This is a genomic window from Streptomyces arenae (assembly GCF_022343545.1).
In the GTDB taxonomy this organism is placed as follows: domain Bacteria; phylum Actinomycetota; class Actinomycetes; order Streptomycetales; family Streptomycetaceae; genus Streptomyces; species Streptomyces humi.
Genome location: NZ_JAKQYH010000047.1, coordinates 109,626 through 133,661, shown reverse-complemented (window position 1 = coordinate 133,661; position 24,036 = coordinate 109,626). Strand labels below are relative to the sequence as shown.

General features: G+C 71.7%; 17 protein-coding genes. 13 read left to right on the top strand and 4 right to left on the bottom strand.

All coding sequences use genetic code 11. The features are described 5' to 3' along the window. Positions 1-159: 159 nt before the first annotated feature. Both MB828_RS21080 and MB828_RS21075 read right to left on the bottom strand, forming a co-directional pair. Positions 160-780, bottom strand: coding sequence for a hypothetical protein (locus MB828_RS21080; protein WP_133028117.1), 621 nt, complete (start codon positions 778-780; stop codon positions 160-162). Positions 781-1,066: 286 nt separating this feature from the next. Then, the gene (locus MB828_RS21075; RefSeq protein ID WP_301649542.1) at positions 1,067-3,232 is read right to left on the bottom strand and encodes a RecQ family ATP-dependent DNA helicase; all 2,166 of its coding nucleotides are present in this window, start codon (positions 3,230-3,232) and stop codon (positions 1,067-1,069) included. Between the two features lie 131 nt (positions 3,233-3,363). Here MB828_RS21075 and MB828_RS21070 point away from each other — a divergent pair, with 131 nt between their 5' ends. The 7 genes from MB828_RS21070 to MB828_RS21040 all read left to right on the top strand — a co-directional run bounded on the left by MB828_RS21070 (position 3,364) and on the right by MB828_RS21040 (position 15,349). After that, on the top strand, positions 3,364-5,019 hold the full coding sequence (locus tag MB828_RS21070) for a DUF4192 domain-containing protein (protein ID WP_301649541.1): 1,656 nt from the start codon (positions 3,364-3,366) through the stop codon (positions 5,017-5,019). A 227-nt stretch (positions 5,020-5,246) separates the two neighbouring features. Next, on the top strand, positions 5,247-7,373 hold the full coding sequence (locus tag MB828_RS21065) for a glycogen debranching N-terminal domain-containing protein (protein WP_301649540.1): 2,127 nt from the start codon (positions 5,247-5,249) through the stop codon (positions 7,371-7,373). A gap of 176 nt (positions 7,374-7,549) precedes the next feature. Further along, positions 7,550-8,308 (top strand): NUDIX hydrolase, encoded by a 759-nt coding sequence (locus MB828_RS21060; protein WP_301649539.1) that lies wholly within the window; start codon positions 7,550-7,552, stop codon positions 8,306-8,308. Between the two features lie 80 nt (positions 8,309-8,388). After that, positions 8,389-11,217 (top strand): ATP-binding cassette domain-containing protein, encoded by a 2,829-nt coding sequence (locus tag MB828_RS21055; RefSeq protein WP_301649538.1) that lies wholly within the window; start codon positions 8,389-8,391, stop codon positions 11,215-11,217. A gap of 162 nt (positions 11,218-11,379) precedes the next feature. Further along, positions 11,380-12,267: a FadR/GntR family transcriptional regulator gene (locus MB828_RS21050; RefSeq protein WP_301649537.1), complete on the top strand. Its 888-nt coding sequence runs from the start codon at positions 11,380-11,382 to the stop codon at positions 12,265-12,267. A gap of 524 nt (positions 12,268-12,791) precedes the next feature. Continuing rightward, positions 12,792-14,342: an RNA polymerase sigma factor gene (locus tag MB828_RS21045; protein ID WP_301649536.1), complete on the top strand. Its 1,551-nt coding sequence runs from the start codon at positions 12,792-12,794 to the stop codon at positions 14,340-14,342. A gap of 140 nt (positions 14,343-14,482) precedes the next feature. Beyond that, entirely contained in the window at positions 14,483-15,349 is an 867-nt protein-coding gene (locus MB828_RS21040; protein ID WP_133028111.1) for a S1 family peptidase, read from the top strand. Between the two features lie 102 nt (positions 15,350-15,451). On the opposite strand, the gene MB828_RS21035 is transcribed toward MB828_RS21040, so the two are convergent. Continuing rightward, a complete protein-coding gene (locus MB828_RS21035) occupies positions 15,452-15,682 on the bottom strand; it encodes a DUF7455 domain-containing protein (RefSeq protein ID WP_133028110.1) in 231 nt (76 codons plus the stop codon). Positions 15,683-16,122: 440 nt separating this feature from the next. Here MB828_RS21035 and MB828_RS21030 point away from each other — a divergent pair, with 440 nt between their 5' ends. From MB828_RS21030 to MB828_RS21005, 6 genes are all read left to right on the top strand, one after another. Then, complete coding sequence (locus MB828_RS21030) at positions 16,123-18,246, top strand: DNA gyrase/topoisomerase IV subunit B (protein ID WP_301649535.1); 2,124 nt, start codon at positions 16,123-16,125, stop codon at positions 18,244-18,246. Positions 18,247-18,675: 429 nt separating this feature from the next. Then, positions 18,676-19,209 (top strand): CcdC protein domain-containing protein, encoded by a 534-nt coding sequence (locus MB828_RS21025; RefSeq protein WP_301649534.1) that lies wholly within the window; start codon positions 18,676-18,678, stop codon positions 19,207-19,209. Beyond that, positions 19,206-20,357: a sensor histidine kinase gene (locus MB828_RS21020; RefSeq protein ID WP_301649533.1), complete on the top strand. Its 1,152-nt coding sequence runs from the start codon at positions 19,206-19,208 to the stop codon at positions 20,355-20,357. Before MB828_RS21025 ends, MB828_RS21020 begins: the two co-directional genes overlap by 4 nt. Continuing rightward, on the top strand, positions 20,354-21,034 hold the full coding sequence (locus MB828_RS21015) for a response regulator transcription factor (protein WP_133028107.1): 681 nt from the start codon (positions 20,354-20,356) through the stop codon (positions 21,032-21,034). Before MB828_RS21020 ends, MB828_RS21015 begins: the two co-directional genes overlap by 4 nt. Before the next feature lie 68 nt (positions 21,035-21,102). Continuing rightward, complete coding sequence (locus tag MB828_RS21010) at positions 21,103-21,660, top strand: DUF485 domain-containing protein (RefSeq protein ID WP_301649532.1); 558 nt, start codon at positions 21,103-21,105, stop codon at positions 21,658-21,660. Then, the gene (locus MB828_RS21005) at positions 21,657-23,249 is read left to right on the top strand and encodes a solute symporter family protein (RefSeq protein WP_301649531.1); all 1,593 of its coding nucleotides are present in this window, start codon (positions 21,657-21,659) and stop codon (positions 23,247-23,249) included. Before MB828_RS21010 ends, MB828_RS21005 begins: the two co-directional genes overlap by 4 nt. A gap of 3 nt (positions 23,250-23,252) precedes the next feature. On the opposite strand, the gene MB828_RS21000 is transcribed toward MB828_RS21005, so the two are convergent. After that, positions 23,253-23,945 (bottom strand): response regulator, encoded by a 693-nt coding sequence (locus tag MB828_RS21000; RefSeq protein WP_301649530.1) that lies wholly within the window; start codon positions 23,943-23,945, stop codon positions 23,253-23,255. Between the last annotated feature and the right edge of the window lie 91 nt (positions 23,946-24,036).

Genomic DNA, 24,036 nt, shown 5'->3' with positions numbered 1-24,036 from the left:
GGAGCACCGGGTACGGCGGGTCCGGCGTGCCGGGCCGGTGATCCGTGGCCGGCCGGCCTCTGCGCCACGTGTGTCCGGTCGGCTTCTGCTCGCCGTCTATCCGGTCGGCCTCTGTACGAAGGGTGTCCGGCCGGCCCGGCCCCTCACTGGGCCCGGGATTCAGCGAGCGGCCGCGCGGCGCAGTACCTCGGAAGCCGCGCCCCCGGTGCGCGGTGTCAACGGCGGGGCCTGGGACAGGGCGAAGGGCTCAGGAGCGGAGTCGGCACTGGGGCGGCGCCCGCCACGGCCCTCGCCGAGCACCTGCCAGCCGTCGTGCGTCAGAGTGATGTAAGCCCCGCAGCGCAGCCCGTGCAGGGTGCAGGCATCCCGCAGCCCCCACATCCAGGCGCCGTCCTCCTCCGTCCAACGCGCGTCCCCCTCGCGGCAGTAGAGCAGCACGGCGGTACGCACCGGGGTGCGCCGGCGAAGGTCGTGCGGGATGACCCGGCGCAGTTGGTCCAGCAGCACGTTCCGGAACATCCAGCCGTCGGCCGGGGCGGTGCGCCGACTGAAGGAGGCACTGGCACACAGGCGCTCCTCCGGGTCGAGGACGGCCACGATCGCCGTGCCGAGCCGGGGCAGGTGCCGGGTATGCAGCCCGCTGACGACCTCACGGGGGTTCCGCAGCAGCGGTATTCCGGCGTCGGCCCACTCCGCGGGCTCAAGCAGACGGCTGGCGGAAGCGGCGGACGCGGACGTCGACAAGGATGCCGCCGAGGACGGAGCGAATCCGAAGGTCACGTTCCTCCCTTCGGCTACGCGCCCACACTGCGGGCAGGATTGGATTCGGGGGAGCGCGCACCGCAGCAAAGCCCAACCTGATCACGGCCGAGCCGTGCGGGGAGCGGACTTCAATTCTTCCTGTCGAACTTGGATGCGGCAACGAGCAAATGGGGCCACCGACTGTTATCTGGTGGAGTGTGACTTATATCCCTACCCCACGAGACAGCGGATGACCCTCGAGACGTTCGACAACGGCACGTTCGTGCACCGCGGCCGACACCGCGGTCGAACGGCAGCGGGTGGATCAGCCCTGGACCGCCAGGACCAGCGGCAACACCCCCTGCGCCCCGGACCGCCGGAGCAGGCGGGCGGCTACGGCCAGTGTCCAGCCCGTCTCGGTGAAGTCGTCCACCAGCAGCACCGGCCCCTGAGCCTCGGCGAGGGCTGCGGCCAGGGCGGGCGGCACGGTCAGCGCGCCGTCGAGGGCCTTCAGTCGCTGCGCGCTGTTGCTGCGCGGGCCCGGCTGCGCGTCGCCCGCGTACTCCACGCTGCCCAGCAGCGGCAGTCTGCCGATCTCCGCGATCCGTGCCCCGAGAGAGTGGATCAGCTCAGGCCTGGAGCGTGAGGCGACGGTCACGACCCCTCGCGGCCGCGGCTGCGCGTCGGCCGCACCGGCTGCCCAGCCGCCCGGCCCCTTCGCCCAGTCGGCCAGTACGTCCACCACGGCACGGGCCACGTCGTCGGGCACCGGAGTGTCGGGGGCCTGGGGCGCGAGCAGTGGTCGTAGCCGGTTGCCCCATCCGATGTCCGACAAGCGCCCCAAGGCGCGCCCGACCGATGCCTGTTCACCGGCCGGAATGCGTCCCTTGAGGTCGATGCCGATCGCCGGCAGTCCGGTGGGCCACATCCGGCGGGGCTCCACTTCGGTCCCCGCGCGCCCCAGATCGACCCGCGCGGCGTCCACCGCTGCCGAGGAGGTGTCCGCGTTGAAGTGTGGCTGGGCGCAGTTGTCGCAGCGGCCGCAGGGCTTCGCGCCCTCGTCGTCCAGCTGCCGCTGCAGGAACTCCATCCGGCAGTCCGTCGTGGCCGCGTACTCGCGCATCGCCTGCTGTTCGGCGGCGCGCTGCCGTGCCACCCATGCGTACCGATCGGCGTCGTACGTCCATGGCTGCCCGGTCGCGATCCAGCCGCCCTTGACCCGCTTGACCGCGCCGTCCACGTCGAGGACCTTGAGCATGGCCTCCAGCCGGGACCGACGCAGCTCCACCAGCGGTTCCAGCGCGGGCAGCGACATCGGACCGTCGGCCCGGGACAGGACGTCCAGGGTGCGGCGCACCAGCTCCTCCGACGGGAAGGCGAGCGACGCGAAGTAGCTCCAGATCGCCTCGTCCTCCCGGCCCGGCAGGAGAAGTACCTCGGCGTGCTCGACACCTCGTCCCGCACGGCCCACCTGCTGGTAGTAGGCGATGGGGGAGGAGGGCGACCCCAGATGCACCACGAACCCGAGGTCGGGCTTGTCGAAGCCCATACCCAGGGCGGAGGTGGCGATCAGCGCCTTGACCCGGTTGCCGAGCAGGTCCTCCTCGGCCTGCTGCCGGTCCGCGTTCTCCGTCTTCCCCGTGTACGACGCCACGGTGTGACCGCGCTGCCGGAGGAAGGCGGTGACCTCCTCTGCCGCCGCCACGGTGAGCGTGTAGACGATGCCCGACCCCGGCAGGTCGTCCAGGTGATCGGCGAGCCAGGCCATCCGGTGTGCCGCGTCCGGCAGCCGCAGCACGCTCAGGCTGAGGCTCTCCCGGTCCAGCGGGCCGCGCAGCACCAGCGCGTCCGAACCGCCGCCGGTGCCGAGCTGCTCGGCGACGTCCGCGGTCACACGCGCGTTGGCCGTGGCGGTGGTCGCCAGCACGGGCACGCCGGCCGGGAGGTCGGCGAGCATGGTGCGCAGCCGCCGGTAGTCGGGCCGGAAGTCGTGGCCCCAGTCGGAGATGCAGTGGGCCTCGTCCACGACGAGCAGGCCGGTCGCCGCGGCGAGCCGGGGCAGCACCTGGTCGCGGAAGTCAGGGTTGTTGAGGCGCTCCGGTGACACGAGGAGGACGTCCACCTCGCCGGCCGCGATCTCCGTCTGGATCGCCTCCCAGTCCTCGGTGTTCGAGGAGTTGATGGTCCGGGCGTGGATGCCGGCCCGGGCCGCCGCCTCCACCTGGTTGCGCATGAGCGCGAGCAGCGGGGAGACGATCACCGTCGGGCCGCTGCCTCCGGCGCGCAGCAGCGAGGTCGCCACGAAGTACACCGCGGACTTGCCCCAGCCGGTGCGCTGCACGACCAGGGCCCGGCGGCGTTCGGCGACCAGCGCCTCGATCGCCCGCCACTGGTCCTCGCGCAGCCGGGCGCTGCCGGTGTCGTCGCCGACGAGGCGGGCGAGGACGGCGTCGGCCCGAGCCCGGAGATCCGCGTTGTTCGTGTGCTCCATGGGTCCCATACAACAGGACGGGACCGACAGTCCGGGCTGCCTGTGGACGAGGACGGCCTGCTTGGCGTGTCCCTGATTCGACTTATCCACAGGCCCAACCGGAATCACAAGATCCGCGAGATGGTCGGCCCATGACGAATCACAGCGAAACCACCGAACCATCCGAAAACAGCGAAGCCGAGGACGGCCCGACACCCCTCTGCGGATCCGCCCACGACCCCCAGGTCACCCTGCGCACCCCGGCCGAACTGGCCGACGCGCTGCCGTACCTGCTCGGATACCGCCCCGAGGACAGCATGGTCCTGATGGCTCTGCACGACCGGGGCGGCCGTGGCTGCTTCGGTGGCCGCGCCCGGCTCGGCATCCCCGCGAACAAGGACGACTGGGAGTCAGCCGCACGTCAACTGGCCCAGGGCCTGATGGCAGGCAGCGAGCGCCGGGGCGCCCGGCCCGAGCAGATGGTCGCCTACGTCTGCCAGGAACCCGCGCCCGGCGAATCAGGCCGGGACGTGATGCGTCGGCTCGCGCCGCTGGCCCAGCTGCTGCGCACCGAGTGCGGCCGCCTCGACGTGCCCGTGATCGAGGCGCTGTGCATCTCCGACGCCCGCTTCTGGTCGTACTGCTGCCCGGCGGAGGCGTGCTGCCCCGCCGAAGGCACTCCCATGGGACTGCCTGGCACCTCCGTGCTCGCGGCCGCCGCCACCTACGCCGGCATCCAGGTGCGCGGCAGCCTGCGCGAGTTGCGGGCCAGGTTGCTTCCCTGGGAGACCGGCGCCGCGCCGGAACAGGAGATCGCCCTGGACCGCGCCGGAATGGCCCTGGTGCCCCGGATCCTCGACGACGCCTTCCGCGCGCAGGTGGCTGAGGACACCCTGGCCCTCGCCCGCCGGATCATCGAACGGTACGCCGACGCCACCCCGGTCCCCGGTATCCACCAGGCGGACCTCCGCGACGACCGGCTGCTCGCCCACGACGAGGCCGCCCAGCTCATCCTCGGACTACAGGACCGCCTCACCCGCGACCGCGCGGCCGCCTGGATGGAGGATGCCGAGGCCGGACCAGCCCTGCGCCTGTGGCGGGCCCTGGCCCGCCGCTGCGTCGGCCCCTACAGCGAACACGCCGCGGCCCCTCTGACGCTGGCCGGCTGGGTCGCCTGGTCGAGCGGCGACGAACTGGAGGGACGGGAAGCCCTGGCCATGGCCCTGGGTGCCGACCCCGACTACCTCTTCGCCGCCCTGCTGCACCGGGCCTGCAACGAGGGTCTGGATCCGGAGTCGATCCGCCGCTGCCTGCGCACCGCGCGCACGGAACGGGTCCTTGAGGACAGGAGTGCGGCGGACGCGGCGGGCACAGGTGATAGGGCGGAAACGGAGGATACGGCGGATACGAAGGACGCCGGCCCGAGCCCGCTCGCCCCGGATACCGGCCACCCGCCGACCGCCGGCACCGGCGCACCCCCGGCACGCCGTCCGCATGGCGCCGACAACCCCGATAACCCCGACTACACCGTCAACCGCGACAGCACCAACAACACCGACAACCGACCGCGACGACCCGATGCCACCCGGCCCCGACGACAGGAGGGCACCCGAACGCGACGAAGGGGTACGGACACCACCCGACCCGGTTCGACCAGGCCGGACGGCCCGCGTACGCGTACCCGCACCCGCACCCGCACGGCGGAGAGCACCGACGGGAACAGTGTGGAGAAGGCCGACGTACGAGGGGCCAGGACTGGGCCGGAGGAGGCCCGTTCCGGGAACAGCCGCGGTGAGCGCGACGAATGAACGCGAGCATGCCTGGGGCGGCATGTGGTCGGACCTGGGCGAACGATGCGTTCCCGCACCGGTGTCCGGCCGGGTCCGACACGCGGGGGCGTGACCAGGAGCAGCCCGGCTCCGTTCACCTGAGTGGCGGAACGCCGGAACAGGCCGGACCGCCACCCGCCCCTGCGGAACCCTCCGTCCGGCGCCCAGCACGTCGCAGGCGCACAGAGCGCAGAAGAAGCCGCCCCATGCATCAGCCGACTCCGCCTTCCCTCGCCGACGACAGCCGCCGATTCCGGGACGGGCCGCCCTGGCTCGCGGTGCCGGACGACGGCCCGGCACCGCCACGCGGCCGCGCGCCCAGGCCCGCGCCCGTACCCGCGGCCGCCGCACGCACGGCTCCCGGTGTGCCGAGCCCGAAGTACGCCACCGGTCTGCCGCCCACGCACACCGTGCTGATCTGCGTCGCGCTCCCCGGCCTGGCCATCTCCACGGAGGGGGGTCAGCTGACCGGACACGGCCTGGAGGGGTTCTACCGTGGGGGCCGGCGGCTGCTCGGGCGCTGTCAGGTCCGGGTCGCCGGCCGTGAACCGCTGGCCGTCCAGGCCCGCATGACAGGAGCGGACTGCGCTCGCTTCGTCGGCACCCTGCGGGCCTCCCCGACCGCGGGACCTGACCCGGACGTCGTCGTGGAACGCATCCGGCACGCCGACGGCACGGAACGCATCACCCTGCACAGCTCCGCCCTCCACCCCCTGCGGCTGCCGCTGGAAGTGGCCCTCGCCACGGACCTCGCGGAACTGAGCGCCATCGCCTCCGGAGCCCCGGGGCCCGAAATCCCGGCCAGTGTCCACGGCTCCGGCCTGCGCTGGGCCACCCCCCACGGCAACGCGTCGGTCACGGCGGACCCGCCGCCCGCCGACGCGCTCGCCTCGGCGGGGCTGCTCCGGTGGGAGTTCGAACTGCCGCCGGGCGGCACGGCGAGCGTGGAACTGCGGGTGCGTCCGGACGGCGGGGGTCCGCTGCGCGCCGTGGGGCACGCCGCGACCAGCCCCCTGGCACCGGCCCAGGCCAAGGGTGACGACCGCAGAGTCACCGGCCTGCTCAGGACGAGCATCGACGACCTGCAAGCACTGCTGCTCCGCGACCCCGCGCATCCTTCCGACATCTACCTCGCGGCGGGGGCGCCGTGGCGATGCGGCCTGGCCCCGGCCGAGGCCCTCGCCGCCGCCCGGATGACCCTGCCCCTCGGCACCCGTCTCGCCGCCGGCACCCTGCGCACCCTGGCGCGCACCCAGCTCCACGGTCCCGGGCCCCGGACCGGCATGATTCCCGGCCCGCGCCGCGACGCCGGCGCACACCTGCCGCCGGGCTGCACCGGTACGGAGGCCACCCTGCTCTTCCCCGTGCTGCTGGCGGAAGCCCGCCGCTGGGGGCTGCCGGAGCAGGAGACACGGGAACTGCTGCCCGCCGCAGAGCGCTGCCTGACCTGGCTGCGCACCACCGTGGGTGACCGGACATACCTCTGCGATCCCCAGCCTGGCGGGCCCGTGCGCAGCGAGACCCAGGCCCACGCGCACCGGGCCGCGCTGCTCGGTGCCGATCTCCTCGACGCCTACGAACGGCCGGGCGCCACCGGACTGCGGCAGTGGGCGGAGGAACTGGCGAAGGCGTTCCGGGCGGATTTCTGGGCCGAGGACCGGGGCGGCGGCCGTCCGGTGGCGGCCCTGACGCCGGAGGGCCGCCCGCTGACCCAGCTCGGCTCCACAGCCGTGCATCTGCTCGACACCGGCCTGCTGGGCGCGGGCCGTCCGGCGCCCGGTCTGCTCGACAAGGTACGGACCGGGCAACTCGCGCGGCTGCTCGGCGGTCCGGCCATGGACTCGGGCTGGGGACTCCGCGGGCTGGGGGCGAAGGAGGCGGCCCACAGCCCGTTCGGCCACCGGTCCGGGGCCGTCCGGGTCCAGGAGACGGCACTCGCTGTCGCCGGGCTGGCCGTCGCAGGGTACGAGAAGGAGGCCGGCGGGCTGCTGCGCGGCCTGCTGGCAGCGGCCGAGCACTTCGGCCACCGGCTGCCCGAGATGTTCGCCGGGGAACAGCGCTCCGACGGGAGTGCTCCCCTCCCGCATCCCGCCGCCTGCCGCCCGGCTGCCGCCGCCGCCGCCTCCGGAGTCCTGCTCCTCACCACACTCGCCGGCATCCGCCCCGACGCCCCGGCCGGTACCGTCACTCTCCGCCCGGTCTCCAGTGCCCCCCTGGGCGAACTCGGCCTGACCGGACTGCGGGTCGCCGGAGCGCCCTTCTCGGTCCGGGTCAGCCGACTCGGCCTCGCCATGGTCGAGGAGGCGGCCGACGGCCTGCAACTGGGGGTGTGACCCCGGCCCGCCGGAAGGCGAGCGGACCTGGCGGCGCGGTCGTGCGGGAAGGGCGGCCGAGCGTCGTACGCGTGCCGGAACGGAGCGCGAGGTGCATACCCGAGCGAAGTGGATCAGCCGTCGGAGCAAGCGGAGAAGGGAGTGTTTATCGTCAGGCAGACGACTATGATCACCGCATGCCCTACGACCCGTCAGCATTTCCGCCGTTCGCCGTCACCGTGGACCTGGTCGTGCTGACCGTGCGCCGCCATGCCCTGTGTGCGCTGGCGGTCCGGAGAGGCGAGCCGCCGTTCCAGGGGAGGTGGGCGCTGCCGGGTGGCTTCGTACGGGCCGACGAGGATCTTTCGCAGGCCGCGGCGCGAGAGCTCGCGGAGGAGACCGGGCTGCGCGCCCACGACCCCGACGCGCCCGCCCAGGAGGGCGGGGCCCACCTGGAGCAGTTGGCGACCTACGGCGACCCCAAGCGCGACCCCCGGATGCGCGTGGTCAGCGTGGCCCACCTCGCCCTCGCTCCCGACCTTCCCGCACCCCGCGCGGGCGGCGACGCCAGCAACGCGCGCTGGGTCCCGGTGGAGGAACTGCTCGCGCAGGGTGGCTACGGCCGGGACGGCGAACCCGTCGCGCCGCTCGCCTTCGACCACACCCAGATCCTGTCCGACGGCGTGGAACGGGCCCGCTCGAAGATCGAGTACTCGTCCCTGGCCACCGCGTTCTGCCCGCCCGAGTTCACGGTCGGCGAGCTGCGCCGGGTCTACGAGGCGGTGTGGGGTGTGGCGCTCGACCCCCGCAACTTCCATCGCAAGGTGACCGGGACGCCGGGCTTCCTCGTTCCCACCGGCGGCACGACCACTCGCCAGGGCGGTCGCCCGGCCCAGCTCTTCCGGGCCGGCGGGGCGACCTTGCTCAACCCCCCGATGCTGCGCCCCGAGGTGTGAACGGCCGACAGTGCGAACCCCGCGAGGGTTAAACGCCCCTATACCCGGAAAAACGGTCATTCCGCGCTATCTTCCCTAAGGTGATCGAGGCCTTCGGACTGACCAGCACCCCCCGCAAGGCGCACCCGCCCGCGGTCGACGACGTGACCTTCGAGGCGCGCGCGGGCCAAGTCACCGCACTCCTCGGCGAGGCGGGGGCGGGCAAGACCACGACGCTCAGACTGATGCTCGAACTCCAACAGGGCCGTGGTCTCACCCACTTCAGAGGCCGCCCGCTGCATCGCATCGCCCACCCCTCGCGTGAGGTCGGCGTGGTCCTCGGCGACGTTCCCGGCCACCCGGCCCGCTCCGTCCGCGGTCATCTGCGCATGCTGTGCGCGGCGACTGGCGTCCCGGCCCGGCGGGCCGACGAAGTGCTGGAAACCGTCGGCATCGTCAGCCTGCGCGACGAACGCCTGGGCACGCTGTCCCGCGGCATGGACCGCCGCCTCGGCCTCGCCTGCGCACTGCTCGCCGATCCCCACACCCTGGTCCTGGACGAGCCCACGAACGGTCTCGCCGGCCGTGAAGCGCTCTGGCTGCACCGGATGCTCCGGGCGCACGCGACACAGGGCGGCACGGTCCTGTACACCACCGCCGACCCCAAGGAGGCCGCCCGCGCCGCCGACCGGGTCGTCACTCTGGAGGCCGGCAGGCTCGTCGCGGACCAGGCGGCCGGCGAGTTCGCCCGCACCCGGCTGCGCCCCCGCGTCGCCGTCCGCAGTCCCCACGCCGCCCGGCTCGCCGCCCTCCTCAGCAAGGAGGCCCGCACGGCTCACCGTTCCGTGGAAGTCGTCCGGGAAGGCGGCAACCGCCTCTCCGTGTACGGCAGTACGACCGCCGAGGTCGGCGAGACCGCGTTCCGGCACGGCATCCTCGTCCATCAACTCGCCGACGAGACCGGTGACATGGGCCCCGGCGCCGACCTGGAGCCGTCGACGGAGGTCGCGCCGGAGACCGTACGGCGGCAACAGGACACGAGCGAAACGGCCATGGCGCCGGAGTGCCTGGTCACCGAGGCGGTCAGGAGCGCTGCCCGGCCGGACGAACCCGGCAGGCAGGTCCAGTCCGCCGCCGGTTCCACGGTCACCCCGCAACCGCGGGCGTCGGCCGCTCCGAAGTGGGCAGGGCGGTCAGGCGCGGGCGACGCCCCTCCGGACCCGAGCCGGTCCTCGGAAGGCGCCGAGTCGTCCGTCGCGGCCGCGCTCCAGCCGTCCGGCTCCGGCGAGGCGCAGCCCGACGGCCCCCAGGCGGCGTCCGGCTCCTCCCGCTCTTCCCGCGCGGACACGTCCGGCCTCTCCCGCCCGGCCGAGGCATCGGCCGTCGCGCTCAGGCCTCAGTCGGTGGGCGCCTCCGCGGGCACCCGGCCATCCGTCGTGACGGCATCCGCGCAGTGCCCTGCGTCGTCCGCGTCTCCCGACCCGGCGACCCGCACCGCCCCACCGGACCCGGCATCCGCCACCGTCCCCGCCCAGCCACCCGCCGTCACCACCTCCTCCGCCCAGCCGTCTGCCATCGGCACCTCCACCCAGGCGTCGGTGACCGCCGCGTCCGCCCAGCCGTCGGTCGCCGCTGCCTCCGTCCAGCCATCAACAGCGCCCGCCGAATCGTCGACGGCGGCCGCCCCCGCCGAGCCGCCGGTCACTGCCTCCGCTCTCACGTCGGTCGCAGCGGCTGCCGTCGGCGAGTCACCGGCCCCTGCCGCCTCCGCCCAGCCGTCGCCCTCCGCCGCGGCCACCGCCCGACCGCAGACCCGCGAGATGTCCGAACGGACGTCGGCCGGTGAGATGTCCGAACGGACGTCGGCCGGTGAGATGTCCGAACGGTCGTCGGCCGGTGATGAACCGGGCGATCTCGCCGCCCCGGCCGGCTCCCGCCGTCCACGGCCCGGCGCCGTACCCGCCGAAGCCCCCAGCGCCCCCCTTCCCGTCAAGGAGCCGCTTCAGCAGCCGCAGCCCGGCAAGCCCGCCGCGGCAGCCGAAGGCGAAATCCGAGCGGACGCCACTTCCGCCGACTTCCCGGCGGCCCTCGCGCGCCGGCCCGAAGCCTCCGCTCCGGACGCCCTTTCCTTCCTCCCTCCCACCATCTCCGTCCGCACCGCCCCCAGTCCCCTCCGCCCGCTGCGCTACGAACTCCGCCGGGCCGCCGGTATCGGTGCCGGCTTCCTCACCTGCGGTGTCGTACTGCTGTTGTCCGCCGTCACCGCCGTACTGCTGGCCAGGCTCGGGCACACCCCCCAGGCCCGGTTGTTCGCGGCCTGGCCGCGAGAGCTGCCGCTGCCTCCGGCGGCCCTCGGCGCGGGACTGCTCGGGGCATTGGCCTTCGGAGACGAGTTCCGCCACCCCGCGTTGGCGGCGGACCGCGGCACCGTGCCCCGCCGACTGGGGCTGCTCACCGCGAAACTGCTGGTCTCCGGAGCCACCGCGGTACTGCTCTCGTTCCTCACCCTGGGCTGCGACGCCGAAGTGCTCTATCTCGTCTACGGCCGGGAGCTCGCGAAGGTTCCCGCCGACTGGCTACCGCTCACCGTGAGTTGGTTCGGGCTGGTCGTCGGCTGCTCCTGGGCCGGCGTGCTGGCCGCGGGCGTCTTCCGATCCACCACGGCCGGCCTGGCCGCCGTCCTCGCCGTACCCGTGCTCGTGGTGCCGGCCGTGCACGAGGTGCTGCGGGGGCCCGGCGCGCGGATGGCCACCGGTCTCCCGGCGCGGTTGAGGGAAGCGTTCCTGCTCCAGTGGCCCTTCGGGGGAGACCGCTATCTGGTCGGTACGGTCCGAATGCTCGCCCAACCCGTGGGCGGCGCACTGGCGTTGTCACTGGCCGCACTGCTCTGCGCGTACCTGTTCACGACTCTGCGGGCGAGGGCTCGATGAGTGCGGATCGGGCGCTTGCGATCCACCTCTGCCCACAAATCCCTTCAGAACGCCCATTTCTTTCTGATAAGGCGTCAATTGCGACGGCGTGAGCGATCACCCTTTCGTGTGCTTTTCACCAAAGACCTCAAGGGAGTTGGAGGCAGCGCCGACAAAGGATCCGTGAGTACCCTTGCGCACACCATGATGACCGCCGCCCGCTCCGCAGACTCTGGTCTGGTCGGCCCGGGCGAACTCGACCGCTACCCCTACGCGGATGCTCCCGTCACGGAACGTGTCGGCGTGCCCTCCTGGGAGGGCGCCGACCCGGAACTCGGCCGTGTGGGCCGCCGTGCCGCGGGCAGCCGCGGCCGCGGACTGCACGGTCAACTCGTCCAACAGCTCGGTCAGATGATCGTCTCCGGCGATCTGGGCGCGGACCGTCCGCTGGTCCCCGAGGAGATCGGCCAGCGTTTCGAGGTCTCCCGCACCGTCGTCCGTGAGTCCCTGCGGGTCCTGGAGGCCAAGGGGCTGGTCAGCGCCCGCCCCAACGTCGGCACCCGTGTGCGGCCGGTCAGCGACTGGAACCTCCTCGACCCGGACATCATCGAGTGGCGGGCCTTCGGGCCGCAGCGCGACGACCAGCGCCGTGAGCTCAGCGAGCTACGCTGGACGATCGAGCCGCTCGCCGCCCGTCTCGCCGCCGGGCACGGGCGCGAGGACGTCCAGCAGCGCCTGTGCGACATGGTCGAGATCATGAGCCACGCCATGGCGCAGGGCGACGCGCTGACCTTCTCCCGTGCCGACGCCGAGTTCCACTCGCTGCTCATCCAGGTCGCGGGCAACCGCATGCTGGAGCACCTCTCCGGAATCGTGTCGGCGGCCCTCCAGGTCTCCGGCGGCCCGGTCACCGGCTGTGACCGGCCGAACGAGACCTCCCTGGCCCAGCACGCGCGGATCGTCGACGCTCTCGGCGCCGGCGACGGCACGGCCGCCGAATCGGCGATGCGCCAGCTGCTGACCATCCACCCCGAGGTGGAGCGCGTGGTGCCCGCCCCGCGCGAGCACTGATCCGCGCCGAGAGCGGCGCGCTCGGTCGGTGCCACGTCCCCCTGGCGCCGCCGGTCCGGAACCCGCTTCCGCCGGACCCCGCCGGATCCCTCAGGGCTCCGGCGGGGTCCGGCGGCGGGGCGGGCGCAGTGATCGGCCGTACGGAAGTCTCCACGACGGCCGCGTGAACGGGCTCGCGGCGGTGGCGCGACGCACTGGAGCGGTCGTACGAGCAGTCGTACGGTGGAGGGCGCGGGGTCCGAAGGGCCCGGAGAGATCATCGTCGACAACCTCTGCCCATGTCTGACCGTTTTTGAGTGCTTACGGGGTGTGACTCGGGCCACGTAGATTGGGCGTAACGCTCTTGCGAACAACGCGATGACCTAAGAGGTGACAGCCGCGGAGGGAATACGGACGCCATTCATGGCGCTGTGTATCGTCCCGGCCCGCGCCCGCGCCGTCGGCCCATCCCCAAGCCGGCGGTCGGCTCCAGTCCGTCCCGGACGGGGCCGGAAGCCGTTTTCCAACGTTCCGAGAGGTTGTTCGTGTCGGCCAGCACATCCCGTACGCTCCCGCCGGAGATCGCCGAGTCCGTCTCTGTCATGGCTCTCATTGAGCGGGGAAAGGCTGATGGGCAGATCGCCGGCGACGATGTGCGTCGGGCCTTCGAAGCTGACCAGATTCCGGCCACTCAGTGGAAGAACGTACTGCGCAGCCTCAACCAGATCCTTGAGGAAGAGGGTGTGACGCTGATGGTCAGTGCCGCGGAGCCCAAGCGCACCCGAAAGAGCGTCGCAGCGAAGAGTCCGGCCAAGCGCACCGCCACCAAGACGGTCGCGGCGAAGACGGTGACCACCAGGAAGGCGACCGCCACGGCCGCTCCCGAGGTGGCCCCCGCCGCTGCCGCCGACGACCCGGCCGAGGAGGCGGCGCCCGTGAAGAAGGCCGTCGCCAAGAAGGCCCCCGCCGCGAAGAAGGTGGCCGCGAAGAAGACCGCGACCGCCGCGAAGAAGACGGTGGCGAAGAAGACCGCCGCCAAGAAGGACGACGTCGAGGTCCTCGAGGACGAGGTCCTCGAGGAGCCCAAGGCCGGCGCCGAGGAGCCCGAGGGCACCGAGAGCGCGGGCTTCGTCCTGTCCGACGAGGACGAGGACGACGCGCCGGCGCAGCAGGTCGCCGCCGCCGGTGCCACCGCCGACCCGGTCAAGGACTACCTCAAGCAGATCGGCAAGGTCCCCCTGCTCAACGCCGAGCAGGAGGTGGAGCTCGCCAAGCGCATCGAGGCCGGTCTGTTCGCCGAGGACAAGCTGGCCAACGCCGACAAGCTGGCCCCGAAGCTCAAGCGCGAGCTGGAGATCATCGCCGAGGACGGGCGCCGTGCCAAGAACCACCTCCTGGAGGCCAACCTCCGTCTGGTGGTCTCGCTGGCCAAGCGCTACACCGGCCGCGGCATGCTCTTCCTGGACCTCATCCAGGAGGGCAACCTCGGTCTGATCCGCGCGGTCGAGAAGTTCGACTACACCAAGGGCTACAAGTTCTCCACGTACGCCACCTGGTGGATCCGGCAGGCGATCACCCGTGCCATGGCCGACCAGGCCCGCACCATCCGTATCCCGGTGCACATGGTCGAAGTCATCAACAAGCTCGCGCGCGTACAGCGCCAGATGCTCCAGGACCTGGGCCGCGAGCCCACCCCGGAGGAGCTGGCCAAGGAACTCGACATGACCCCGGAGAAGGTCATCGAGGTCCAGAAGTACGGCCGTGAGCCCATCTCCCTGCACACTCCGCTCGGTGAGGACGGTGACAGCGAGTTCGGTGACCTCATCGAGGACTCCGAGGCCGTCGTCCCCGCCGACGCCGTCAGCTTCACGCTCCTCCAGGAGCAGCTGCACTCGGTGCTGGACACCCTGTCCGAGCGCGAGGCCGGCGTCGTCTCCATGCGGTTCGGTCTCACCGACGGTCAGCCGAAGACCCTCGACGAGATCGGCAAGGTCTACGGCGTCACGCGTGAGCGGATCCGCCAGATCGAGTCCAAGACCATGTCGAAGCTGCGTCACCCGTCGCGTTCGCAGGTCCTGCGCGACTACCTCGACTAGATCGCGGTCCTGCGACCAGCTCGCGGTCCTACGACACCGAAGGTCCGGTCCTCCCTCGGGAGGCCGGACCTTCGTGCTGCGCGGTGCGGCCCCCTGGATGACTCTGGGTGTTCCAGTACCACCCAGAGTGAGGAGGGTGCATGCGTCGTCCGTCTGCTCCGGTCCTGATCCGGCCGCTGATCCTGGCGGCCGTCACCGCGGTCATACCGCTGGCCGGCCCGCCCCCGGCGGTCGCTGACAGCGTTGTCGTCGGCGGCTTCCCCATCGATGTCTCGCAGGCTCCCTGGACGGTCGCACTGTCCAGCCGTGACCGGTTCGGGGGTACCCGCGCCGGTCAGTTCTGCGGTGGCGTCGCGATCGGCCGGACCACGGTCCTGACCGCGGCCCACTGCCTGGCCGACGAGGTCGTCGGCGGACCGTACGGCCCGGTGGGCGACCTCAAGGTCATCGCGAACCGCACCGATCTGCTGTCCGCGCAGGGACAGGAGATTCCCGTGACCGTCGCCCGGGTGAATCCGGGCTACGACGCCGAGGCGAACACCGGGGACTTCGCCGTCCTCACCCTCGCCCGGCCTCTCCCGGGCAGCGCGGTGGTCCCGATGGCCGCCGAGGGGGACACCGCCTACACGCCCGGCACCGGTGCGCTGGTCTCCGGATGGGGCGACACCACGGGCGGCGCCGACTACGCACGCCGACTGCACGCGGCACGCGTCCACGTACTGCCTGACGAGACGTGCGAACGCGCCTATCCCGGCAACGCGGACGGCACCTACCAGCCCCACTCGATGCTGTGCGCGGGAGAGTCACGGGGCGGCCCGGACGCCTGCCAGGGGGACAGCGGGGGTCCGCTGGTCGCCGACGGGAAGCTGATCGGGCTCGTGTCATGGGGGAGCGGCTGCGGGCGGCCCGGCAGCCCCGGCGTCTACACGCGCGTCTCGGAGGCCGTACGGGCACTGAGCCCCGACGGGGCTCTCAGTCCCTCACGGCGGCCCCACAAGCCCTCCTGAGGCCCACTGTGGCCGTAAGACGAAGGGCGGTCGCCCTCCTGGGGAGGAGCGACCGCCCGTCACCGGCCTGTGCCGGAGCTGGCTCGTCGTGGGTGCGAGAGGTCAGCGCTCATCTTCGGAAGAGGTGGCCGGAACGGTCGTCAGCCGCTCCGTCTCGTCCTGTATCTCAGCGGCGATCTTCTTGAGTTCCGGCTCGAACTTGCGGCCGTGGTGGGCGCAGAAGAGCAGTTCTCCGCCGCTGAGCAGCACGACGCGCAGGTATGCCTGGGCGCCGCAGCGGTCGCAGCGATCGGCGGCCGTCAGGTGGCTCGCGGGGGTCAGAACAGTAGTCACGTCGCCTCTTCTCTAGCTCGACGAGCTGTCGTACCAGGGTCAACATCCAACCAGCCCGAAAACGTTCCCGCTCGGGGCTTCTCCTCGAAAAAAATCTTTCGAGGTGGCCGTCTGCTGCCGGTTGGCGGCGAATGTGCCGTATTGCGTGTTTTCAGTGCTTACGGGTTCGCGCGGTTCATCGGTCTCATCCTCCCGGCTGGATTGCCGGTTGTTTGTGAGGACGTGCCCGGAGCCTAAATGGTTCATGCCTCCAAGGGAACGTGATATGTACTTCACTCCATCGAGGGATCGAACACTCATACGACCCTGGACTAGGGTGAGGGCCGTACGAGGGTGGCGTTACAACGGCTCTACCAGGCCTCGGTACCCTCTGAACGGCGACCGAAGCCGGCCCCTTACCCAAAAGGGGCTCCACTGAAATTCAGCGAGGAGCGAACCGCGTGACCGCCGATACGTCCGTGCCGTCCACTGCGCTGCTGGCAGGAGCAGACCGGGACGGCTCCAACTACACCGCGCGGCACCTGCTCGTTCTCGAGGGCCTCGAAGCCGTGCGCAAGCGTCCCGGCATGTACATCGGCTCCACCGACAGCCGCGGCCTGATGCACTGCCTGTGGGAGATCATCGACAACGCCGTGGACGAGGCCCTCGGCGGCTACTGCGACCACATCGACGTGATCCTCCACGACGACGGCTCCGTCGAGGTCCGGGACAACGGCCGCGGCATCCCCGTGGACGTCGAGCCCAAGACCGGTCTGTCCGGCGTCGAGGTCGTCATGACCAAGCTGCACGCCGGCGGCAAGTTCGGCGGTGGCTCCTACGCCGCCTCCGGCGGTCTGCACGGAGTGGGTGCCTCCGTGGTCAACGCGCTCTCCGCACGCCTCGACGTCGAGGTCGACCGCGGTGGCCAGGTGCACGCGATCAGCTTCCGCCGCGGTGTGCCGGGCGCCTTCGCCGGCGCCGGCCCGGACGGCAAGTTCGAGGCCGGGAGCGGGCTGCGCAAGACCAAGAGGATCCCCAAGACCCGCAGCGGCACGCGGGTCCGCTACTGGGCCGACCGCCAGATCTTCCTCAAGGACGCCAAGCTCTCCCTGGACACGCTGCACCAGCGCGCCCGGCAGACCGCGTTCCTGGTGCCCGGCCTGACCATCGTCGTCCGCGACGAGTACGGCCTGGGCGAGGGCGGCAGCAAGGGTGAGGAGTCGTTCCGCTTCGACGGCGGCATCAGCGAGTTCTGCGAGTACCTGGCCACCGACAAGCCGGTCTGCGACGTCCTCCGCTTCTCCGGTCAGGGCACCTTCAAGGAGACCGTCCCGGTTCTGGACGAGCACGGCCAGATGACCCCGACCGAGGTCACCCGCGAACTCGGCGTGGACGTCGCGATGCGCTGGGGAACCGGCTACGACGTGACGCTGAAGTCGTTCGTCAACATCATCGCCACGCCCAAGGGCGGCACCCACGTGGCCGGCTTCGAGCAGTCCGTCCGTGAGACGCTCAACGAGGTGCTGCGCGCCAAGAAGCTGCTGCGCGTCGCCGAGGACGACATCGTCAAGGACGACGCCCTGGAGGGCCTCACCGCCGTCGTCACCGTCCGCCTCGCCGAGCCGCAGTTCGAGGGCCAGACCAAGGAGGTCCTCGGCACCTCGGCGGCCCGCCGGATCGTGAACAACGTGATCTCCAAGGAGCTGAAAGGGTTCCTGACCTCCACCAAGCGCGACGCGGCCGCCCAGGCCCGCGTGGTCATGGAGAAGGTGGTCGCCGCCGCGCGGACCCGTATCGCGGCCCGTCAGCACAAGGACGCGCAGCGCCGCAAGACGGCCCTGGAGTCCTCGTCGCTGCCGGCCAAGCTCGCCGACTGCCGCAGCGACGACGTCGAGCGCAGCGAGCTCTTCATCGTCGAGGGCGACTCCGCGCTCGGTACGGCGAAGCTGGCCCGGAACTCCGAGTTCCAGGCGCTGCTGCCGATCCGGGGCAAGATCCTCAACGTCCAGCGGTCCTCGGTCACGGACATGCTGAAGAACGCCGAGTGCGGTGCCATCATCCAGGTCATAGGGGCGGGCTCGGGGCGTACGTTCGACATCGACGCGGCCCGCTACGGCAAGATCATCATGATGACCGACGCCGACGTCGACGGCTCGCACATCCGCTGCCTGCTGCTGACGCTGTTCCAGCGGTACATGCGGCCCATGGTCGAGGCCGGCCGGGTCTTCGCCGCGGTCCCGCCGCTGCACCGCATCGAGATCGTCCAGCCCAAGAAGGGCCAGGACAAGTACGTGTACACGTACTCGGACCGCGAGCTGCGCGACAAGCTCATGGAGTTCCAGAGCACGGGCGTCCGGTACAAGGACTCCATCCAGCGGTACAAGGGCCTCGGTGAGATGGACGCCGACCAGCTGGCCGAGACCACGATGGACCCGCGTCACCGCACCCTGCGCCGCATCAACCTGTCCGACCTCGAAGCGGCCGAACAGGTCTTCGACCTGCTGATGGGCAACGATGTGGCCCCCCGCAAGGAGTTCATCTCCGGCTCGGCGGCGACGCTGGACCGGTCGCGGATCGACGCGTAGCCGCTACGCGGACTGAGTGGACTGAGCGGACTGGGCGGACGCGCCCAGCAGCCCTCGCCGCAGCGCTGATACCGCTGAGCGGCAGTAGTGACCGGAAGCCTCGGCAGACGCCGGGGCTTCCGGCCGTTTGAGCCCCGGCGCCCGGGAGCCTCGGAGCCTCGGTGTCCGGCGCCCCGCGCCCCCGGCCGCCGTCCCCGCCGCGGCCCGCACTCCGCCGGCACGGCACCCTGTAGCCCCGGCGCCCTGGCGTCCCGGCACCCCGGTGTCCCTACGTGCTCCTTCTCCACCCGGGGGTGGAGGGATCGCACCCCTCGGAATCCACCCGTGATCCACCCTCGCGCCGATCTGCTGACCTGTGCGTTTCCGTAGCGTCGAAGGCGTCGGCGGCTTCCGCTCCGGCACCGTCCCTTCCCGCTCATGGAGGCTCTGATGTCCGGGCTCGTCAACGCGTTGCTGATCGTGGCCGTGGTCGTCGTGGTGATCGTGCGCCAGTTCCGAGCCCGGCCCGTCAACACCGGTCGGCGCTGGTGGCTGCTGCCCGCGGTCCTCGCCGTCGTCGCGCTGCGCGAACCCGCGATACTCGACGCCCACCACCGCACCGAATCCGCCCTGCTGCTCGGCACGGAGTTGCTGGTCGGCCTCGGGATGGGCGCCGCCTGGGCCTGGACCACCAAGATCTGGACCGAACCCGACGGAGTGGTGTGGACCAAGAGCACCAAGGCCAGCGGGATGGTCTGGCTCGGCGGCCTGCTCCTGCGTGTGGGTCTCTTCGCCCTCGGCGCCGCGCTCGGCGTCCACCAGGACAGCTCGGCCCTGATGCTCGGCCTGGCGATCCTGCTCGGGGTCCGCTCCGGCATCCTCGTCTGGCGGGCGCAGTCCCTCCATACCGCCCCGTCCGCCGGCGGCCCTGCCCGGGCGTACCGTGACGGAATGGCCCGGGTCACCAGGAAGGAAGGGGTGTGACGGAGAACGCCTGGACGCGCTGGCCCTCGCGTGAAGCGCTGAGCCGCGCGGGGATCTCCCAGCCCAGGCGCATGCTCGCCTGGGGGGTGAGGCTGCTCGTCCTCGCCCTGCTGTTGTGGAGCGCCTTCAACCAGTCCCATGTCTGCGGCTGGGACGTGGCCGCGGCCGTGACGGGCGTTCTCGTGACCGCCGCGGCCTCCTGGGGCTTCTACCGGACGACCTACGCCCACCGGCTGGTGCCCTCCCTCGTCCTCATCGCCGTCCTCCTGGCCATCGCCGTGCTCGCGGAGGTCACGGGGTTCCGGGGCCCGGCGCTCGTGATCTGGTGCGGCTGCGGCATCTCGGCCCTGGAGCGGCTGCCGATCGCGGTCGCGGTGCCCGTCACCTCGGTGGCCCTGGCCTCGTACTCCGCGTTCAACAACGACGTGTGGCTGACCACCGCGGCCACCGTCGTCGGGATGGCCCTCGCCGGCTATGTCATGAGACTCGACGCCGAGGCCCGCGGTCACGCACAGCGGCTGCTGGCCCAGGAGCGTGCCGCGAGAGCGGCCGAGGCCGAGTCGGCGGCGCTCGCGGAGCGGGCCAGGATCGCCCGGGAGATCCACGACGTCCTGGCCCACAGCCTCTCGGCCCAGATGGTGCACCTGGAAGCCGCGCGACTGCTGATCGAGCGCGGCGCCGACCGGGAGCAGATCCTCGAACGCGTGGTGGCCGCCAGGGGAATGGCCCGCGACGGTCTGGCCGAGACCCGCCAGGCCCTGTCGGCGCTCCGTGGCGAGCTGACCCCGCTGGAGGACTTCCTCACCGAGCTCGTCGGCTCGGCCGACGGCGCGGAGGTCACCGTCACGGGCGAACGCAGAGCCCTGCCCGCCGAGGCCTCGCAGACGGTACGACGCGTCGCCCAGGAGGCGCTGACGAACGTCCGCAAGCACGCCCACGGCGCCAAGGTGCGGGTGCGGCTGGACTACGGCGAGCACGACGTGACGTTGAACGTGCGGGACTCGGGCGGACGTCCGGGCGAACTCACGGGCGCCGGCAGCGGGTACGGTCTGCTCGGCATGCGGGAGCGGGCCGAGCTGCTGGGCGGGTCGCTGGAGGCAGCACGTGATGACGAGGGGTTCGAGGTGCGGTTGAGGGTGCCTGTATGACGGAGGGCGGGAAGAAGCCCGCGCGGGTGGTGGTCGCGGACGACCAGACGGTGGTCAGGGAGGGCATCGTGATGCTCCTCGGGCTGCTGCCCGGTGTGGAGGTCGTCGGAGCGGCGGGCGACGGGGAGGAGGCGGTGCGGCTGGTCGGTGAGCTGGCCCCGGACGTGGTGCTGATGGACCTGCGGATGCCGCGCTGCGACGGGGTGGAGGCGACCCGGCGGATCCGCTCGCAGTACCCGGGGACCCAGGTCGTGGTGCTCACCACGTTCGCGGACGACGAGTCGCTGTTCCCGGCGCTGCGGGCCGGCGCCCGCGGCTACCTGACCAAGGACGCGGGTGGCGACGAGATCGTCCGGGCCGTGGAGAGCGTGCTCTCGGGAGACGCGGGACTCTCACCGAGCATCCAGCGACGGCTGCTGGAAAGACTGTCGCAGCCCGAGCAGCCGCCCCCGCCCGCGGCCGAGGCACCGGACGGACTGACCGTACGGGAGACCGAGGTCCTGGTGCTGATCGCCGAGGGGCTCAGCAACCAGGAGATCGCGCGGAGACTGCACGTCTCGACCGCGACGGTGAAGACACACATCAACAACCTGTTCGCCAAGACGGGACTCAAGGACCGCGCGCAGGCGGTGCGTTACGCCTACGGGAAGGGACTGGTGAGGCCACCGGCGAACTGAGTCACCTGATGGGGTGAAGAGACTTGAGAAGAGAGTCAGGGATCTTCCCGATCTGTCCATCCTTGGGCATGCAGTCAAGCAACGGACGTCACCGCGACGGCGGGGACGGCTCCGAGAGTTCGGCCGAACGGCACGCGGACCAGGGCGAGTACGGCACGACCTCCGGAGAAGTCAGGTACGAGGACCCCTGGTACGACGCGCTGGCCTCCGGCTGGGGCGATGTGGAGGGCGCCGGAAGGCCGGCCCCCGCCGTACCGCCGGCACGAACCGAGCCGGAAGGGCCGGCGGTCCGGGCCCGGGACGTGTATCTGGAGGTGCAGCGCAGCGCGGCCTTCCAGGAGGTGCGCGGCCGCTACCGGAGGTTCGTGGTGCCGGGGGCCGTCGTCTTCCTCACCTGGTACGTGGCGTACGTGGTCGCTGCGACGACCGCGCCCGGTCTGATGGCGAGGCCCGTCGCCGGAGCGGTGAACGTGGCGATGGTCGCGGGGCTCGGGCAGTTCCTCACGACGTTCGTTCTCACCTGGGCCTACGCACGGCACGCGCGGCTGCGCCGGGATCGTGCCGCGCTGGACCTGCGCTGGGACACCCAGGAACTGGCCCGTGGCGCGCGGGGCGGTGTCCTGTGACGCTCCATCATCAGACCCTGGCGCTGCTTCTGTTCAGCGCGTTCGTCGCGGTAACCCTGGGGATCACGACGTGGGTGAGCAGGAAACGGCATGGTTCGGCGGAGGAGTTCTATGCCGGCGGCCGGTTGTTCTCGCCGCTGGAGAATGGTTTGGCCATCGCGGGTGACTACATGTCGGCGGCCTCCTTCCTCGGTGTCACCGGGCTCATCGCGCTGTTCGGCTACGACGGACTGCTGTATGTGGTGGGTTTCCTGGTGGCATGGCTGGTCGTGCTGTTCGTGGTGGCCGAACTGGTCCGCAACTGCGGGCGGTTCACCCTCGCCGACGTGATCGCGGCGCGGATGACCGAGCGGCCGGTGCGGATCGCGGCGGGCACGTCCTCGGTCACGGTCTCCGTTCTCTACCTGGTGGCGCAGATGGTGGGGGCGGGCAGCCTGGTGGCCCTGCTGCTGGGACGGACCGGCGGGGCCGCCCAGGCGTGGACGGTCATCGGGGTCGGCGCGCTGATGGTGATCTACGTGTCGCTGGGCGGGATGCGGGCCACCACCTGGATCCAGATCGTGAAGGCGGTCCTGCTGATGGGCGGGACGGTGACACTGACCGTGCTGGTGCTGCTGCGCTTCCACGGCGACGTCGACCAGTTGCTGCTCACGGCCGCGGAGCGCAGCGGGCACGGCAAGGCGTTCCTCGCGCCGGGGCTCAAGTACGGCGGGACCTGGAGCGCGCGGCTGGACTTCATCAGCCTGGGCCTGGCGCTGGTGTTGGGCACGGCGGGGCTGCCGCACATCCTGTCGCGGTTCTACACGGTGCCGACCGCGAGGGCGGCCCGGCGGTCCACGGTGTGGTCGATCGGGCTGATCGGCGGCTTCTATCTGATGGCGATCGTGCTGGGCTTCGGAGCCGCCGCCGTCGTCGGGACGGACACGGTGCGCTCGTCGAACGAGTCGGGGAACACCGCGGTCCCCCTGCTGGCACTCGACCTGGGCGGCGGCGTGGGTTCCACCGGTGGAACGGTTCTGTTCGCGGTCGTCGCCGCCGTCGCCTTCGCGACCATCCTCGCCGTGGTCGCCGGGATCACCCTCGCCTCCTCGGCGTCCGTCGCCCACGACCTGTACGCCACGCTGCGCAGGCCGCACGCACGACAGCGCAGCGAGGTGGCGGTGGCGCGCACGGCCGCGGTGGGCATCGGGGTGGTGGCCATCGCCCTCGGCCTGCTGGCCCGTGACCTCAACGTCGCCTTCCTGGTGGGCCTGGCCTTCGCGGTGGCCGCCTCGGCCAACCTGCCGGTGCTGCTGTACTCGCTGTTCTGGGGAGGCTTCACGACCCGCGGCGCGGTGTGGGCCGTATACGGCGGACTCGTCCCCGCTCTGGTGCTGGTCGCGCTGTCCCCGGTGGTGTCCGGGAGCCCGGGGGCGCTCTTCCCGGACGTCGACTTCCAGTACTTCCCGCTGCAGAACCCGGGGATCGTCTCCATTCCGCTGGGTTTCCTGGCCGGCTGGCTCGGCACGGTCACCTCGGACGAGGTACCGGACGAGGGCAGGTACGCGGAGACCGAGGTGCGGTCGCTGACCGGGGCGGGGGCCGTGTAGGAGCTACGGCGCCACCCAGGCGTACCGGTGTTCCGGGCGGCCCGTGTCGCCGTACTTCAGGGTGAGGCGCAGCCGGCCTGCCTGTTCGAGGTGGCGGAGGTAGCGCTGGGCGGTCGAGCGGCTCAGACCGGTCTCGGCGGCGACCTCGTGGGCCGACAGCGGATGGCCGGCGCGGTGCAGGACACCGCAGATGAGGTCCGTGGTCGGCTCGGAGTGCCCACTGGGCAGCCCGGGTGCCGACGGGGCGGGTGAGGTGCGCAGGGCGCCGAAGATCCGGTCGACCTGCTCCTGCCCGGTCAGGCCCCGGCCGCCGACCCGGTCGACGGTGCGGCGCAGTGCCGCGTACGAGTCGAGGCGGGTGCGCAGCGCGGCGAAGGTGAACGGCTTGACCAGGTAGTGCAGGGCACCCAGGCGCATCGCGCGCTGGACGGTGGTCACGTCACTGGCCGCCGTGATCATGATGACGTCGGCGCCATGGCCGTGTTCGCGCATCCGGTGGACGAGTTCGAGACCGGTCTGGTCCGGCAGGTAGTGGTCCAGCAGGACCAGGTCGATGGTGCCGCGTTCCACGGCGGCCAGCGCCTGGGCAGCACTGTGTGCGCGGGCGGCCACCCGGAAGCCGGGAACCTTCCCCACGTACTTGGCGTTTATCTCAGCGACGCGGAAGTCGTCGTCGACCACCAGAACGTCAATCATCAGGCCTCTCCTTCAAGGCCGGCGAGCGTTAAGCCCGTGTTTCGTCTGCGCAGTTGTAGCGCGCGCAAAATGAGCACAACAGGTGCTTGCG

Bases quoted from the DNA above. Each gene is read 5' to 3' on its own strand.
- MB828_RS21075 (WP_301649542.1), bottom strand. From the start codon at position 3,232: ATGGAGCACACGAACAACGCGGATCTCCGGGCTCGGGCCGACGCCGTC.
- MB828_RS21070 (WP_301649541.1), top strand. From the start codon at position 3,364: ATGACGAATCACAGCGAAACCACCGAACCATCCGAAAACAGCGAAGCC.
- MB828_RS21065 (WP_301649540.1), top strand. From the start codon at position 5,247: ATGCATCAGCCGACTCCGCCTTCCCTCGCCGACGACAGCCGCCGATTC.
- MB828_RS21060 (WP_301649539.1), top strand. From the start codon at position 7,550: ATGCCCTACGACCCGTCAGCATTTCCGCCGTTCGCCGTCACCGTGGAC.
- MB828_RS21040 (WP_133028111.1), top strand. From the start codon at position 14,483: ATGCGTCGTCCGTCTGCTCCGGTCCTGATCCGGCCGCTGATCCTGGCG.
- MB828_RS21025 (WP_301649534.1), top strand. From the start codon at position 18,676: ATGTCCGGGCTCGTCAACGCGTTGCTGATCGTGGCCGTGGTCGTCGTG.
- MB828_RS21015 (WP_133028107.1), top strand. From the start codon at position 20,354: ATGACGGAGGGCGGGAAGAAGCCCGCGCGGGTGGTGGTCGCGGACGAC.
- MB828_RS21010 (WP_301649532.1), top strand. From the start codon at position 21,103: ATGCAGTCAAGCAACGGACGTCACCGCGACGGCGGGGACGGCTCCGAG.
- MB828_RS21000 (WP_301649530.1), bottom strand. From the start codon at position 23,945: ATGATTGACGTTCTGGTGGTCGACGACGACTTCCGCGTCGCTGAGATA.